The sequence below is a fragment of the Agrobacterium deltaense RV3 genome, assembly GCF_900013505.1.
GTDB lineage: Bacteria > Pseudomonadota > Alphaproteobacteria > Rhizobiales > Rhizobiaceae > Agrobacterium > Agrobacterium leguminum.
The window spans coordinates 119,218-133,694 of record NZ_LT009745.1; the positions used below are offsets into that span (position 1 = coordinate 119,218).

Here is a 14,477-nt window from a genome sequence, read left to right on the forward strand (position 1 = left end):
CTTACGCCTCCACGGGTTGAATGCGCGTCGTGCGCGGCAGGCAGACAAATCTGTCGGCGGATGTCAGGATGACGTCGACGCCGCGCGGAAAAATGGCGTTGTTCTCCGCCCACAGCCGCGGGAATATGTCCGGCAGGCCCGTGGGGCTGATGATGTTGACGTGACGGATACCGGGGCCGGAGAGCAGCAATTCCCGTCCTCCATCCAGATCAGGCAGCTCGATGATGAGCGTGGTGGAGCGGTCGGGATATTCCTGACTTCCCTGGGCGAAGAGACCGAAGGAGGCTATGGCGCTGCCCGCTTCGATGACGGCGAAATGCGCTGCGCTTTTTTCATCCGTCGCAACCGCGCCGGTATGAAATCCGATCCAGCCGGGGACGGTTGTTTTCCGCAGGGCGCCGCTCAGCCAGAACGGCGTATCGTGATCGCAGAGCGCCAACAGGACCGCGCCGGTGGCGGGGGCGAGAGGCAATGGTGGGGCGACTGCGGTTTCGATTGTCTGCGGCGTGCCCGGCCGGGCCATGCCATCCATGAGTTTCTTGAAAATCCGTTGGGAATCGAAGACGGCGTCGGAAAAACCGCCCGTCAATGCTTCGGCCTTGACGCTCATCAATCTTCTCCTCGAACCATGGTGAAGAAATCGACCCGGGTGGCGGCGGTCTCTTTTGTTTTCCTGTCCTTCTCCTCGGCCAGTCGTTTCTCGACCGGTGAAAGAAGCTCGGTCTCGACAAAGCTGCGGGTCGGGCTTTCCTGCCAGAGCGCATCGAAAACGGCGGCGTACCAGGCCTTCTTGCGGCCGGTGCCGAGAACATGGGCGTGACCCACTGTGCCAGAGGCAAGCCTGACGGTTGCCCGGGTCACGGTCGTCTCGCCCAGATTGAAGGGCGCGCCGCCGCCGCCGATACGGCCCTTGACCATGACGAGGCCGGTTTCCGGCCCGCGTACATTTTCCGTCCGGGGGCTCTCATCCTGTCGGTTCCAGACGGTTTCGAGTTCCTGCACGGTGGCGCGGGCAAGAAGCGCCGCCACCCGCTTTCTGTCTGCATGCAAGTCTGCAGTTTCGTGAATCATCGCTTGACCTCTAATGTCTATTGATATAGACAACTATACAATATAAGGTACATTTAACGTTCGTGAATGACAAGCGTGTGACATGGGCCCTTCGGCAGCGATGAAAAGAAAGAACGGCGTGGCGCTCTGGCGGCAGATCGCCGACCGGATCAGAGGCGAGATCGCGGCGGGCGATCACGATGAAACCGGCATGTTGCCGCCGGAAATGATGCTGGCCGAAAAATTCGGCGTCAACCGCCATACCGTCAGAAGCGCTATTGCGGCGCTGGCCAGTGAAGGCATTCTCGAGCCGATGCAGGGGCGCGGCACGATGATCGCCCGCAAGGAGCGCCTGAGTTTTCCGATTTCACGGCGCACGCGATTTACGGCGGGCATCGGCGATCAGGTCAAGGAAATGGAAGCGCTGCTTCTTTCCCACACGACCGAACCGGCCAATGCCGATCTGGCGGCACGGCTGCAATTGCCGGCGGGTGCGCCGCTCATACGTCTGGAAACGCTGCGCAAGGCCGATAATCGCCCGGTCTCCCGTTCGACCACATGGTTCCCGGCCGATCGTTTCGCCGGAATAGGAGAGGCCTATCAGAAGAGCGGCTCGATTACGGCTGCCTTCAATATGCTGGGCGTGGCGGATTACGTGCGTATTTCAACCGTCATTTCCGCCAGCCATGCGGACACGCAGGATCTGGCCGATCTGGAGCTGTCGCCGGGTGCAATCCTGCTCGTCACCCAGGCGCTGAATGCCGATATGGATGGCGTACCGGTGCAATATGCCATCAGCCGCTTCTCGGCTGATACGGTCGAATTCACGGTGGAGAATTAAGGCGAAGCTTACTCCGCCTGCGAAAGCCCCAGCACATCCAGCATGGAATAGAAGCCTGGCTTCTTGTCGAAGGCCCAGACGGCTGCAGCAATCGCGCCGCGTGCGAAAATGGAGCGGTCGCCGGCATAGTGCGAAAGCTCGACGCGCTCGCCCTCTCCGGCGAAGATCACAGAGTGTTCGCCGATCACCGAGCCGCCGCGCAGCGTGGCGAAACCGATGGTCCCGGCTTCACGCGCGCCCGTATGCCCGTCGCGCACGCGAACGGACGATGTAGTGAGGTCGACCTTGCGGCCCGCCGCCGCCGCCTCGCCGAGCAGAAGGGCGGTACCTGAGGGCGCATCCACCTTGTGCTTGTGATGCATTTCAAGGATTTCGATATCCCAGTTCTGCGCATCCAGCGCCTGCGCTGCCTGCTGTGTGAGAACACTGAGCAGGTTGACGCCGAGGCTCATATTTCCCGACTTGACGATGCGGGCATGGCGCGACGCCGCCTTGAATTTTTCCTCGTCTTCCGCCGAGCAACCCGTGGTGCCGATGACATGCACGATGCGGGCCTGTGCGGCGAGGCCGGCAAAGGTGACGCTGGTTGCCGGCGAGGTGAAATCAATCACCCCTTCCGCATGCAGAAATGCCTGCAGCGGATCGCTGGTGATTTCGACGTCTATCGGGCCGAGACCGGCGATTTCGCCCGCATCGCGGCCGACAAAGGCGGAGCCTTCGCGCGCGACGGCGGCATGCAGCTGGACGCCGGGGGTCTGGTGAATGAGGCGGATCAGCGCCTGTCCCATGCGGCCCGCCGCGCCGACCACCACCAGTTTCATGCCGCTGCTGCCCATGCTGTCACTCACTTTTCATCTCGGGCGGATCGAGATCCGCCGGTATCGGTCGATTGATGTTTTCAGCAGCGACGTTAAAGACCGCCCGCCTGCTTCGCAAGCATCACAAAGGGCTGACCGTTGGAAACGATCAGGCCCTCCAGCGTCGTCCGTCCAGCGACAGGCCGAAATCGGACGGCGTTCTCGAATAGGTGGCAAGCCCGGAAAGCGCCGCCTGCGGATGGGTGACGACGAAGGTGGGGATGGTCCGCATCAGCGCGCTGTGCGGCGCCTTGTCTTCGAAGGCAGCCCGGAATTCCGGGCTCTTCAGCGCCGGAATGATCTTCTGCGAAATACCGCCGGCCAGATAGACACCGCCCTTGGCCATGAAGATCAGCGCGAGGTCACCGGCCACGCGGCCGAGATAGGTGCTGAAAAGGGACAGGGTCTCTTTAGCCTGCGGGTTGTCGCCCAAAAGCCCTTGAGAAGTAATGTCGGCCGGATCGGAAAAGACAGGCTCGATGCCATCGGCGGTGCAGACGGCCCGGTAAAGATTGACCAGCCCGCGCCCGCACAGGATCTGCTCCCCGGCGACACGGCCCTCGATGGTTTCGATATGCGGGAAAACCGCATAGTCACGCGCGCTTCTCGGTCCGATATCGATATGGCCGCCCTCACCAGGCACCGGGAACCACATATGACGCGCGTAAACCAGCCCGGCGACGCCAAGCCCCGTGCCGGGTCCGAGAACGACGCGCGATGCCAGCACATCCTTGCGGCCGGAGCCGATGGATTCGCGGTTGTTGTCGTCAAGCGCTGCAATCGCCAGAGCCTGCGCCTCGAAGTCGTTGATGACGATGACATCCTTCAGGCCAAGATTGGCCAGCATGTCCTTTGGCTTGACGACCCAATGGCAATTGGTGAGCGGTATCTCGTCACCTTCGATCGGGCCGGCAATCGCCAGAATGGTCGAGACCGGCTGAAGCGAGGTCTTGTCCAGAACCGCCTGCTGAATGGCGTCGTCGATCGTCGGATATTCCGCCGTCTTCACGGTGGTGAGGTGCACCGGTTCGGCAAAGGAATCGATCAGAATGGAAAAGCGGGCATTGGTGCCGCCGATGTCGCCAAGCAGGATCGGAAAGGACAGATATTCGGTATCGGACGTCTTCGGCATTGCCTGTTCCATGTTGGGAGGTTCAGTTGGCGACGTGGAAGTCGATGAGATTTTCTGCGGTGGCGCGGTTGAGCGCCATGGGAATATCGTAAACCGTAGCAAGCCGCGTCAGTGCCTTCACATCCACATCATGCGGCATGGCCGTCAGCGGGTCGGTGAAGAAGATCAGCATGTCCACCTCGCCGGTGGCGATCATCGCGCCGATCTGCTGGTCGCCGCCGAGAGGTCCGCTTTTGAGGCGAATGACTTCGAGCCCCGGACAGGCTTCCTGTACCCGTCCGCCGGTGGTGCCGGTGGCGACGATCCTGAAACCGGCAAGCGCTTTCTGGTGATGACGGGCGAAATCCGCCATATCGTCCTTCTTCTCGTCATGAGCGATGAGCGCGATACAGCGTTGTTCTTCCATGGTCCCAGCCCGTTCCATCAAGAATTAAATCGATTTGAAGCCTTCTATAACAGCTTGCCGCCATTTGAAAAGGGAAGCTGTTGAATGCCCCATTTCTGTTTCAGTTCAATGTCGGGCGCTGGGTGGGAAGCGGAATATCCGAAGGCGGCTGCAGGGCGGGGGCTGCCTGAATGACCTGTTCCACGCTTTGCTGGCGCGTTGCCGGAGCAGGCGAATAGGCCTGGGCCGCAAGTCCCTCGGGATTGGCGGAAGGGGCGGCAGCCACGGCGGCGCAGGCCGAGGGCAGATCGGAAACCATGACCGGGCGCGGTTTCACCGGCTTGGCATTGGGGTCCTTTTTCGGCGGCGCCCATGGTTCCTTGCTGAACCACCAGGCCAGCGACTTGTCGCAGCCGTCGCCTTTGCCCACGGCCGCCTGCGGTTTGCAGTTGGGCGCGCCGGGCGGGCATTCGAGACGGATGTGGAAATGCTCGTCATGGCCGTAGATCGGCCTGATCTTGCCCATGAAGGTGCGGTCGCCCGTCCATGTCTGGCAGAGTTTCTGCTTGATGGCCGGGTTCACGAAGACACGCTCCACCTGCGGGTAGCTTGCCGCCATCATCACCAGCCGGGCATTGAGCGGTGACCACTTGCGGTCATCGACCGTCAGGAACTTGCTCTTGTCCAGCATGGAGATGAAAGGCACCGTTTCGCGCTGCTCCACGCTCAGCCGCGGGGTCGGCATCGGCCGCCACCATATGTCGACATCGAGGCCGATCTGGTGCGAAGCATGGCCGGTCAGCATCGGCCCGCCGCGCGGCTGGGAAATATCGCCCAGCAGCAAGCCCGGCCAGCCGATCTTCTGGGCATCCTGCGAAAATTGTTCGAGGAAGGAAATCATCTGCGGTTGGCCCCAGCGCCGGTTGCGGGAAAGGCGCATGGCCTGCCAGCCGGGACCGTCCGTCGGCATGGCGATGGCGCCGGACTGGCAACCCTTGGCATAGGAGCCTATCGGCTGCGAGCCTGTGGCGGAAGGCAGCGCCATGTGGCCGAACACCTCTTTCGCGGGCCTGTCCTCGGCCGATGCGGTTTCCATCTGCAACTGCAGCGCGGAGACGACCGAAATCGCCAGCATGGCCGCCTTGAAAACTCTCGATGATCCCGCCGTCATATAGTCGTGCCCGTCCGATCAGATGATTCTCTTCCCCTTAAGATAAACTGGAACGGGATTTTGTTGAAACCATGTTTCGCCCCGCCTGTTGCAAAGCGGGAGGATAAGGACGCCGATAAAGAGCTTGTGAGCCAGCGCATCTGTTTTTTGCCAATCTTTGTTTTATGCTCTCTTCAACAAACGCGAAAACAGGGACATTCCCCCGATGATATTGGCGCCACTGAAATCCCGTCTCCTCATTGCTCTTGCGGCATCCGCCCTGCTGATACCGGCGGCGGCCTCCGCACAATCGGCCGATGTGTGGCGAAAGGGGATTTCGACGGTTGGGGAACTGAAACACCCCGATGGCTTCGATCATTTCGACTATGTGAACACCAAGGCGCCGAAAGGCGGCACCCTTCGCCTGTCGACGGCGGGCACTTTCGATACCCTCAATCCGCTGCTTGCCAAGGGCGAGGCGGCGACCGGCCTTTCGTTCGTTTTCGATACATTGATGAAATCGACGGAAGAGGAGCTGTCGGCTTCCTACGGTCTTCTGGCGGAGGGCGTGAGCTATCCCGACGATATTTCGAAAGCCACCTTCCGGCTGCGCGCGGAGGCCAAATGGGCCGATGGCAAGCCGGTGACGCCGGAAGATGTCGTCTTCAGCTTCGAAAAAGCCAAGGATTTGAGCCCGCAGCTTGCGACATACTACACTCATGTCACCAAGGCGGAGGTGAGCGGGGAAAGGGACATCACCTTCACTTTCGACGAAAAGAACAATCGCGAATTGCCGCAGATTGTCGGGCAATTGCTGATCGTTCCCAAGCACTGGTGGGAAGCCGCCGGCCCGGATGGCAAGCCGCGCGACATATCGCGTGGCACGCTGGAACCGGTGATGGGTTCCGGCCCCTACAAGATTGCCTCAGTCTCTCCCGGCTCGACAATCGCTTACGAACGCCGCGACGACTACTGGGGCAAGGACGTCAATGTGAATGTGGGGATGAACAATTTCAAAACCATCGCCTACACCTTCTTTGCCGATCAGGATGTGGAATTCCAGGCCTTCAAGTCCGGCACCGTTGATTTCCGCCAAGAAGCCTCCTCCAGCCGCTGGGTCACGGGTTATGATTTCCCGGCCGTCAAGGAAGGCCGCGTCAAGAAGGAAGAACTGCCGAATATCTATCGTTCCGTCGGTATCATGCAGGCCTTTGTGCCGAACATGCGCCGCGAAAAGTTCCAGAACCCGAACCTGCGCAAGGCACTCAACTACGCCTTCGATTTCGAGGAGCTGAACCGAACGCTGGCTTACGGCCAGTTCCAGCGCATCAACAGCTTTTTCATGGGCAGTGAGCTGGCCTCTTCCGGCCTGCCGACCGGTCGCGAGCTGGAAATTCTTCAGGAACTGAAGGATCAGATTCCGCCGGAGGTTTTCACCACCGAATACCGCAACCCCGTGGCAGGCGACCCCGCCAAGCAGCGCGACAATCTGCGCGAAGCGGTCAGGCTGATGAAGGAAGCCGGTTACGAGCTGCGCGGCAACCGCATGGTCAATGCGAAAACCGGACAGCCGCTCGACATGGAGTTTCTGATCGATTCCGCCGGCATGGAAAGAACCATCCTTCCCTATGTCCAGAATCTGAAGAAGATCGGCATCAACGCGACGATCCGGACCGTCGACGCCTCGCAATATACCAACCGCACCCGCAGCTTCGACTATGACGTGATCGTCAAGCTCTGGGCGACTTCGGCGAACCCCGGGAACGAACAGGCGGATTTCTGGGGCTCGGCCGCCGCTGACCGGCAGGGTTCCAACAATATTGCCGGAATCAAGAATCCCGCCGTCGACGCGTTGGTCAGGAAGGTCATATTTGCGCCCAACCGGGATGAACAGGTGGCCGCCGCACGCGCGCTCGACCGGGTGCTTCTGGCAAACAGCTATGTCATCCCGCAATTCTATCGCGGCGAGATGTTCATCGCCTACTGGAACACGCTTATCCGTCCGGAAAACCTGCCCCAATATGGCGTCGGTTTTCCCGATGCATGGTGGTCCAGTCAGGCCGGAAACTGACGCCGGCCTTGCTTTCGTGGCGAAGGCTTGATTCACATAGGGCGAGACGAATCGCTTAAAGCGCAGGCAGGCGCTTTCAGGAAAGGACCGGGTTTGACAGAAACGAAAACCGCTGACGTATCGGCCGGGAGCAGAGGCTGATGGGCGCCTATATCCTCAGACGTCTGGCGCTGATGATCCCGACCATCATCGGCATTATGGGCATTTCGTTTCTCGTCATCCAGTTCGCGCCGGGCGGGCCGGTGGAACAGGTCGTCGCGCAATTGACCGGGCAGGGCGACAGCGCCTCCGACCGGCTATCGGGCGGCGGCGATCTCATGGGCCAGTCCGGCGGTTTCGATGATAGCGGTTCGAAATATCGCGGTGCGCAGGGTCTTGATCCGGAACTGATCGCCAAGCTCGAAAAACAGTTCGGTTTCGACAAACCGCCGCTCACCCGTTTTCTCGAAATGATGTGGAATTACATCCGCTTCGATTTTGGCGACAGTTTCTTCCGCAATTCCTCGGTGATCGATCTCATCATCGACAAACTGCCGGTCTCGGCCTCGCTCGGCTTCTGGATCCTGATCATTTCCTACATCATCTCCATTCCGCTCGGCATCAAGAAGGCCGTGTCCGACGGCTCGACCTTCGATGTCTGGACCTCCGGCATCATCATCATCGGTTATGCCGTGCCGAGCTTCCTGTTCGGTATCCTGCTTATCGTCCTCTTCGCCGGCGGATCCTTCTTCGACTGGTTCCCGCTGCGCGGTCTGGTGTCGGATAATTTTGATCAGCTGAACTGGTGGCAGAAGATCATCGACTATTTTTGGCACCTGACCCTGCCGCTCATCGCGCTGTCGCTTTCGGCCTTCGCTACAACGACGCTTCTGACCAAGAACTCCTTCATCGACGAAATCAAGAAACAATATGTCATCACCGCCCGCGCCAAGGGCCTTACCGAGCGCAGGGTTCTTTATGGTCATGTCTTTCGCAACGCGATGCTGATCGTGATCGCCGGTTTTCCCGGCGCCTTCATCTCGGCCTTCTTCACCGGATCGCTGCTGATCGAGAATATCTTCTCGCTCGACGGTCTAGGTCGCCTCGGTTATCTCTCGGTCGTCAACCGCGATTACCCGATCGTCTTCGGCACGCTCTTCATCTTCTCGCTGATGGGCCTCGTCGTCGGCCTTATTTCCGACCTGATCTATACATGGATCGATCCGCGTATCGATTTCGAGCGGAGGGATGTGTGATGACACTTGCCCATGCCGCCGAAACGGAAACGCTGGTAAAACCGAAGCGCCCGTGGTTTTCGCCGACCACCAAGCGCCGCTGGCAAAATTTCAAGGCAAACCGGCGCGGTTACTGGTCTTTCTGGCTGTTCCTGCTCCTGTTTTTCCTGAGCCTGATTGCGGAATTCATTGCCAATGACAAACCCATTCTCGCTTCCTACAAGGGCGAGTTGTTGGTGCCGGTCATGGTCGATTATCCGGAGGAAAAATTCGGCGGCTTCCTTGCCCAGACCGATTACAAATCCTCCTTCATTCAGGATGAGATCAACGCCAATGGCTGGATGATCTGGCCGCCGATCCGCTATTCCTATCAGACGGTGAATTCCAATATTCCCCATTCGGCGCCCACTGCGCCCTTCTGGCTGATGGATAAAAAGGATCGCTGCTCGGCTTACCCGCAGGGCGATGCCGATCCCGGCTGCACGCTTGGCAATCTCAACTGGCTCGGAACCGACAATCAGGCGCGCGATGTCACGGCGCGGATGATCTACGGTTTCCGCATTTCCGTGCTGTTCGGTCTGACGCTGACCATCGCGTCGGCCCTTGTCGGCGTTACCGCCGGTGCGATCCAGGGTTATTTCGGCGGCTGGACCGACCTTTTGTTGCAGCGTTTCATCGAAATCTGGTCGTCCATGCCGGTGCTTTATATCCTGCTCATCATCGCGGCCATCCTGCCGCCGGGCTTCTTCGTGCTGCTCGGCATCATGCTGCTTTTTTCATGGGTCGGCTTCGTCGGCATTGTGCGCGCGGAATTCCTGCGGGCCAGAAACTTCGAATATGTCCGCGCCGCCCGTGCGCTTGGCGTCGGTAACTGGACGATCATGTTCCGCCACCTTCTGCCAAACGCCATGGTGGCGACTCTGACCTTCCTGCCCTTCATCCTCTCCGGTTCGATCACGACGCTCACCTCGCTCGATTTCCTCGGCTTCGGCATGCCGCCGGGTTCGCCGTCGCTGGGCGAGATGATCGCGCAGGGCAAGAACAACCTTCAGGCCCCCTGGCTTGGCCTCACTGCGTTTTTCACCATGTCCATCATGCTGTCACTGTTGATTTTCGTCGGTGAAGCGGTGCGCGACGCCTTCGACCCACGCAAGACGTTCCGGTGATCGCCATGACGGAAACAAAGACCCAACCGCTTCTCTCCGTCCGCGATCTCTCCGTCGCCTTTCATCAGGGCGGCGCGACGAGCATCGCTGTCGATCATGTGTCCTTCGATCTGATGCCGGGCGAAGTCGTTGCCCTCGTCGGCGAGTCCGGTTCCGGCAAGTCCGTGACGGCGAACTCCATTCTCAAATTGCTGCCCTATCCGGCGGCAAGCCATCCCTCGGGGAAAATCCTGTTCGACGGCAAGGATATGCTGACTTTGCCGGAACGCTCCCTGCGCGCGGTCCGCGGCAACGACGTCACCATGATTTTCCAGGAGCCGATGACCTCGCTCAACCCGCTCCACACCATCGAGCGGCAGATCGGCGAGATTCTGGAACTGCATCAGGCAATCACCGGAGCGCAGTTGCGGGCGCGCACGCTGGAACTGTTGTTGCAGGTTGGCATCCGTGAACCGGAAAAACGCCTGAAGGCCTATCCGCATGAATTGTCCGGCGGCCAGCGGCAGCGCGTGATGATTGCCATGGCGCTTGCCAACCGGCCGAAACTGCTGATCGCCGATGAACCGACGACGGCGCTCGACGTGACGGTTCAGGCCCAGATTCTGGAGCTGCTCGGCGATCTGAAAAGGCAGCACGGCATGTCCATGCTGTTCATCACCCACGATCTCGGCATCGTTCGCAAGTTTGCCGATCGCGTCTGCGTCATGACCAAGGGCAAGATTGTCGAGACTGGCACCGTGGAGCAGGTTTTCAACGATCCGCAGCACGCCTATACGCGCCATCTTCTGGCGGCGGAGCCGAAGGGCGAGCCGCCACATTCCGACGCCAGCAAACCCGTGGTCATGCAGGGTGACGATATCAAGGTCTGGTTTCCCATCAAGGCGGGGCTGATGCGCCGGGTGGTCGACCATGTGAAGGCGGTCGATGGCATCGATATTACCCTCCGCGCCGGCCAGACGGTGGGCGTGGTGGGCGAATCCGGTTCCGGCAAGACCACGCTCGGTCTGGCGCTCTCGCGGTTGATTGCGTCTGAAGGGCGTATCAGCTTCATCGGCCAGTCGATCGACCACTATTCCTATGAAATGATGAAGCCGCTCAGAAACCGGCTGCAGGTGGTGTTTCAGGATCCTTACGGTTCGCTCAGTCCACGAATGTCGGTCGGCGAGATTGTCGCGGAAGGCCTGAAGGTGCATGAGCGGTCTCTGTCTGCCGACGAGCGCGATACGCGTGTCGCCACCGCGCTGGAAGAGGTCGGCCTCGATCCGGCCACCCGCTGGCGGTATCCGCATGAATTTTCCGGCGGCCAGCGCCAGCGCATCGCTATTGCCCGCGCCATGGTGCTGAAACCGCGTTTCGTCATGTTGGATGAGCCGACCTCCGCGCTTGACATGAGCGTGCAGGCGCAGGTGGTCGATCTGCTGCGCGATCTGCAGGCGAAGCACGAACTCGCCTATCTCTTCATCAGCCACGATCTGAAGGTGGTGAAGGCGCTCGCCAACGACCTGATCGTCATGCGCCATGGCAAGGTGGTGGAGAGCGGCCCGGCGGCGGAAATCTTCGCTGACCCGCAGCAGGACTATACCAAGGCGTTGCTGGCGGCCGCCTTCAACATCGAGGCGATGAAAACGAACGCTATAAGCCACTAGGCTGCATTGCTGTTTCTGTTAAGGTGATGATTTTTCTGTTGCTTCGCGGAAAATGCCGACCCATGTTGAGGGGCATGTGACGCGGAAACGGATTGATTGCCATGGCAGCGGATGTGATCGTTTTGGGGGCAGGGATCATCGGGGTCTCCATCGCCTTGCAACTGGCCCGCAGGGGTAAGTCGGTGGTGCTGGTCGACCGGCGCGGGCCGGGTGAGGAGACCTCGTTCGGCAATGCCGGGCTGATCCAGAGAGAAGGCGTCGTGCCTTATGCCTTCCCGCAGGATCTCGCCCTGTTGCTGCGCTATTCCCTGAACAACAGCATCGATGCCCGCTATCACCTCTCCGCTTTGCCGAAGATCGCGCCTTTTCTCGGCCGCTACTGGTACAATTCCGCAGCCTCGCGCCACGCGGCAATTGCCCGCGCCTATGCGCCGCTGATCGAGCATTCGGTTTCGGAGCACAATATCCTGATCGAGGAGGCGAAAGCCGGTGATCTGATCGTCAAGAACGGCTGGATGGAGGCGTACAGAACCGCCGCAAGGCGGGATGCCGATTTTGCTTTCGCCGAGCGTCTGGCGCGCGACCATGGCATTTCCCATACGAAACTCGACGCCGAGGAGCTTGCCGCAGCCGAGCCGCATCTGAGCCATGATTTCGTCGGCGGCCTGAAATGGAACGATCCCTGGTCGGTGCGCGATCCGCATGCGCTGACGCTCGCTTATGTCCGGCTGTTCGAGAGCCTCGGCGGAAGCTTCGTCAGGGGCGATGCCTCCACCCTCAGCCAGACGGTGAGCGGGTGGACGGTGCGCACCGAAACCGGCGCGGTCGAGGCCGAACATGCCGTCGTGGCACTTGGCCCCTGGGCGGATATCGTTACGGAACGGCTGGGTTACCGCTTTCCACTCGGTGTGAAACGCGGTTACCACATGCATTATGCGCCGCAGGAGGGCACGAAGCTCAATAACTGGCTGATCGACGCCGAGCGCGGTTATTTCCTCGCGCCGATGCGAAAGGGCATCCGCCTGACGACGGGCGCGGAATTTGCTGAACGCGATGCACCGAAATCTCCCGTGCAGATCGAGCGGGCAGAGCGGGTGGCGCGCACCGTCTTTCCTCTCGGCGGCCGGCTGGATGCGGAACCGTGGATGGGTGCGAGGCCCTGCACGCCGGATATGATGCCGATCATCGGCAAAGCGCCGCGCCATAAAACATTGTGGTTTGCTTTCGGGCACGCCCACCATGGCCTTACACTTGGGCCGATCACCGGCCGTGTATTGGCGGAAACCATGCTGGGTGAAACGCCGGTTATCGCCATCGACGCCTATCGCCCTGAAAGGTTCAATCCCTGATAGCTAAATCCGCTGGCCTTCCGGGGACAGGCCACGTAACATGGTCGCATGCTGGGGCGGGATGGCGAAAAGTGTAAGCGGTTTTCGCCTGAAATCCCGTTCTAACTATATAATTTAGATCATGTAATGATCTAAAGGGGAAAAGGGGCGAAACGTCATCATGGTGGCGAGGTTTCTCATCTATCAGCAGCAGGACGACTTTCGTTAGCGCAACTCGCTGCGCATGAAACGAGATGGAAACGGCTGGCTGGTGCATGATGGATGATATTGAAAACGCAAAGAAATTTTTCGCCGATAACCCCGATATCGAAATTCTCGAAGCTTTCGTCATAGACGCGAACGGCGTGCCGCGCGGCAAATGGATTCCGCGCGAACGGGCAATCGACGTTCTTGAAAAGGGAATGGCCATTCCCCGGTCGGTCTATGCGCTGGATATCTGGGGCCGGGATGTGCATGCCGCAGGCCTTGCGGAAGGCACGGGCGATCCGGACGGGTTTTGTTTCCCCGTTCCAGGCACGCTGTCGCGGGTGACATGGCTTGGCCGCCCGACGGCGCAGGTTCTGCTGGCAATGAAAAATCCGGATGGAACCGGCTTTTATGGCGATCCGCGCCATGTTCTGGCGCAGGTTCTGAACGCTTATAAAAAGGCCGGTCTCACACCGGTCGTTGCCACCGAACTCGAATTTTACTTGATCGATCCCGTCCGCTCCGCGCTCGATCCCGTCCGTCCGCCGCATAGCCGCGAGGGCCGCTGGCACACGGGCCAGACCCAGGTTCTGTCGATTTCCGAACTGCAGGATTTCGAGGACGTCTTCCATGATATTGCCACGGCCTGCCGCGCACAGGGCGTGCTTGCCGATACGACGTTGCGGGAAAACGGTCCCGGCCAATATGAGATCAACCTCAATCATGTTCCGGATGCGTTGCAGGCGGCCGATTTCGCGGTCTTTCTGAAACGTATCGTCAAGGGCGTGGCGCGGCGGCATGATCTCGACGCCACCTTCATGGCCAAGCCTTATGGGTTGCAGGCCGGCAACGGCATGCACGTGCATTTTTCCGTTCTCGACAGGGACGGCAGGAACATCTACGCCGGAGAGGATGGCCCATCGGATGCTTTGATGCATTCGGTCGGCGGCCTCTTGGAAAACATGGGTGAAAGCATGGCGATCTTCGCCCCCCATGCCAATTCCTATCGTCGTCTGACCCCCAGCGAACACGCACCGACCTACGCCTCCTGGGGCATCGACAACCGCTCGGCGGCTGTGCGTGTCATCGTTGCCAGCAAGGCCGCGACCCGTATCGAACACCGGGTCGCCGGCGCCGATACCAATCCCTATCTCGTTGTCGCGATGATCCTGAGCGCCGCATTGGCCGGCATGAAGGAGAAGCGCCAACCGGGGGGCGCGATTGCCGGCGACAGCCACGCGATCAATCACGAGCCGCTGCCCACCAACTGGGACTATGCGTTGCAACGTTTCACGCGGTCGAGCTTTGCCTATGCGACGCTTGGCCAGAAGTACCGCACGCTGTTTTCCGCCTGCAAACAGCAGGAGCTTTCCGAATTTTCCCTGCGTGTAACCGACGTCGAATATGACGCCTATATCAGGACGGTGTGA

Annotated in this window: 13 protein-coding genes; 7 read left to right on the forward strand and 6 right to left on the reverse strand. The window is 60.0% G+C overall.

What is annotated here, in order from left to right:
* Position 1: 1 nt before the first annotated feature.
* Both phnH and phnG read right to left on the reverse strand, forming a co-directional pair.
* Positions 2–610: a phosphonate C-P lyase system protein PhnH gene (phnH, locus tag AGR7B_RS00580; protein WP_162934001.1), complete on the reverse strand. Its 609-nt coding sequence runs from the start codon at positions 608–610 to the stop codon at positions 2–4.
* Positions 610–1,071 (reverse strand): phosphonate C-P lyase system protein PhnG, encoded by a 462-nt coding sequence (gene phnG / locus AGR7B_RS00585; RefSeq protein ID WP_080855778.1) that lies wholly within the window; start codon positions 1,069–1,071, stop codon positions 610–612. Before phnG ends, phnH begins: the two co-directional genes overlap by 1 nt.
* A gap of 82 nt (positions 1,072–1,153) precedes the next feature.
* On the opposite strand from phnG, the gene phnF reads away from it, so the two are divergent.
* Entirely contained in the window at positions 1,154–1,891 is a 738-nt protein-coding gene (gene phnF / locus AGR7B_RS00590) for a phosphonate metabolism transcriptional regulator PhnF (RefSeq protein WP_078051423.1), read from the forward strand.
* Positions 1,892–1,899: 8 nt separating this feature from the next.
* On the opposite strand, the gene dapB is transcribed toward phnF, so the two are convergent.
* From dapB to mepA, 4 genes are all read right to left on the reverse strand, one after another.
* A complete protein-coding gene (gene dapB / locus AGR7B_RS00595) occupies positions 1,900–2,727 on the reverse strand; it encodes a 4-hydroxy-tetrahydrodipicolinate reductase (RefSeq protein ID WP_078051422.1) in 828 nt (275 codons plus the stop codon).
* 130 nt (positions 2,728–2,857) lie between these two features.
* Complete coding sequence (locus AGR7B_RS00600) at positions 2,858–3,880, reverse strand: glucokinase (protein ID WP_080856931.1); 1,023 nt, start codon at positions 3,878–3,880, stop codon at positions 2,858–2,860.
* A gap of 22 nt (positions 3,881–3,902) precedes the next feature.
* The gene (locus AGR7B_RS00605) at positions 3,903–4,286 is read right to left on the reverse strand and encodes a methylglyoxal synthase (protein ID WP_020812947.1); all 384 of its coding nucleotides are present in this window, start codon (positions 4,284–4,286) and stop codon (positions 3,903–3,905) included.
* A 100-nt stretch (positions 4,287–4,386) separates the two neighbouring features.
* Complete coding sequence (gene mepA / locus AGR7B_RS00610; RefSeq protein ID WP_080855779.1) at positions 4,387–5,436, reverse strand: penicillin-insensitive murein endopeptidase; 1,050 nt, start codon at positions 5,434–5,436, stop codon at positions 4,387–4,389.
* 205 nt (positions 5,437–5,641) lie between these two features.
* Between mepA and AGR7B_RS00615 the strand changes: the two genes are divergently transcribed.
* The 6 genes from AGR7B_RS00615 (at position 5,642) to AGR7B_RS00640 (ending at position 14,477) form a co-directional block, all read left to right on the forward strand.
* On the forward strand, positions 5,642–7,486 hold the full coding sequence (locus AGR7B_RS00615; protein ID WP_080855780.1) for an extracellular solute-binding protein: 1,845 nt from the start codon (positions 5,642–5,644) through the stop codon (positions 7,484–7,486).
* A 140-nt stretch (positions 7,487–7,626) separates the two neighbouring features.
* Positions 7,627–8,721: a microcin C ABC transporter permease YejB gene (locus tag AGR7B_RS00620; RefSeq protein ID WP_065654722.1), complete on the forward strand. Its 1,095-nt coding sequence runs from the start codon at positions 7,627–7,629 to the stop codon at positions 8,719–8,721.
* Positions 8,721–9,866 (forward strand): ABC transporter permease, encoded by a 1,146-nt coding sequence (locus AGR7B_RS00625; RefSeq protein ID WP_078051418.1) that lies wholly within the window; start codon positions 8,721–8,723, stop codon positions 9,864–9,866. Before AGR7B_RS00620 ends, AGR7B_RS00625 begins: the two co-directional genes overlap by 1 nt.
* 5 nt (positions 9,867–9,871) lie before the next feature.
* The gene (locus AGR7B_RS00630; protein WP_078051543.1) at positions 9,872–11,512 is read left to right on the forward strand and encodes an ABC transporter ATP-binding protein; all 1,641 of its coding nucleotides are present in this window, start codon (positions 9,872–9,874) and stop codon (positions 11,510–11,512) included.
* Positions 11,513–11,613: 101 nt separating this feature from the next.
* Positions 11,614–12,861, forward strand: coding sequence for an NAD(P)/FAD-dependent oxidoreductase (locus tag AGR7B_RS00635; protein ID WP_078051417.1), 1,248 nt, complete (start codon positions 11,614–11,616; stop codon positions 12,859–12,861).
* Between the two features lie 254 nt (positions 12,862–13,115).
* Complete coding sequence (locus AGR7B_RS00640; protein WP_161987720.1) at positions 13,116–14,477, forward strand: glutamine synthetase family protein; 1,362 nt, start codon at positions 13,116–13,118, stop codon at positions 14,475–14,477.

Bases quoted from the DNA above. Each gene is read 5' to 3' on its own strand.
- phnH (WP_162934001.1), bottom strand. From the start codon at position 610: ATGAGCGTCAAGGCCGAAGCATTGACGGGCGGTTTTTCCGACGCCGTC.
- phnG (WP_080855778.1), bottom strand. From the start codon at position 1,071: ATGATTCACGAAACTGCAGACTTGCATGCAGACAGAAAGCGGGTGGCG.
- phnF (WP_078051423.1), top strand. From the start codon at position 1,154: ATGGGCCCTTCGGCAGCGATGAAAAGAAAGAACGGCGTGGCGCTCTGG.
- dapB (WP_078051422.1), bottom strand. From the start codon at position 2,727: ATGGGCAGCAGCGGCATGAAACTGGTGGTGGTCGGCGCGGCGGGCCGC.
- AGR7B_RS00600 (WP_080856931.1), bottom strand. From the start codon at position 3,880: ATGCCGAAGACGTCCGATACCGAATATCTGTCCTTTCCGATCCTGCTT.
- AGR7B_RS00605 (WP_020812947.1), bottom strand. From the start codon at position 4,286: ATGGAAGAACAACGCTGTATCGCGCTCATCGCTCATGACGAGAAGAAG.
- mepA (WP_080855779.1), bottom strand. From the start codon at position 5,436: ATGACGGCGGGATCATCGAGAGTTTTCAAGGCGGCCATGCTGGCGATT.
- AGR7B_RS00615 (WP_080855780.1), top strand. From the start codon at position 5,642: ATGATATTGGCGCCACTGAAATCCCGTCTCCTCATTGCTCTTGCGGCA.
- AGR7B_RS00620 (WP_065654722.1), top strand. From the start codon at position 7,627: ATGGGCGCCTATATCCTCAGACGTCTGGCGCTGATGATCCCGACCATC.
- AGR7B_RS00625 (WP_078051418.1), top strand. From the start codon at position 8,721: ATGACACTTGCCCATGCCGCCGAAACGGAAACGCTGGTAAAACCGAAG.
- AGR7B_RS00630 (WP_078051543.1), top strand. From the start codon at position 9,872: ATGACGGAAACAAAGACCCAACCGCTTCTCTCCGTCCGCGATCTCTCC.
- AGR7B_RS00635 (WP_078051417.1), top strand. From the start codon at position 11,614: ATGGCAGCGGATGTGATCGTTTTGGGGGCAGGGATCATCGGGGTCTCC.
- AGR7B_RS00640 (WP_161987720.1), top strand. From the start codon at position 13,116: ATGATGGATGATATTGAAAACGCAAAGAAATTTTTCGCCGATAACCCC.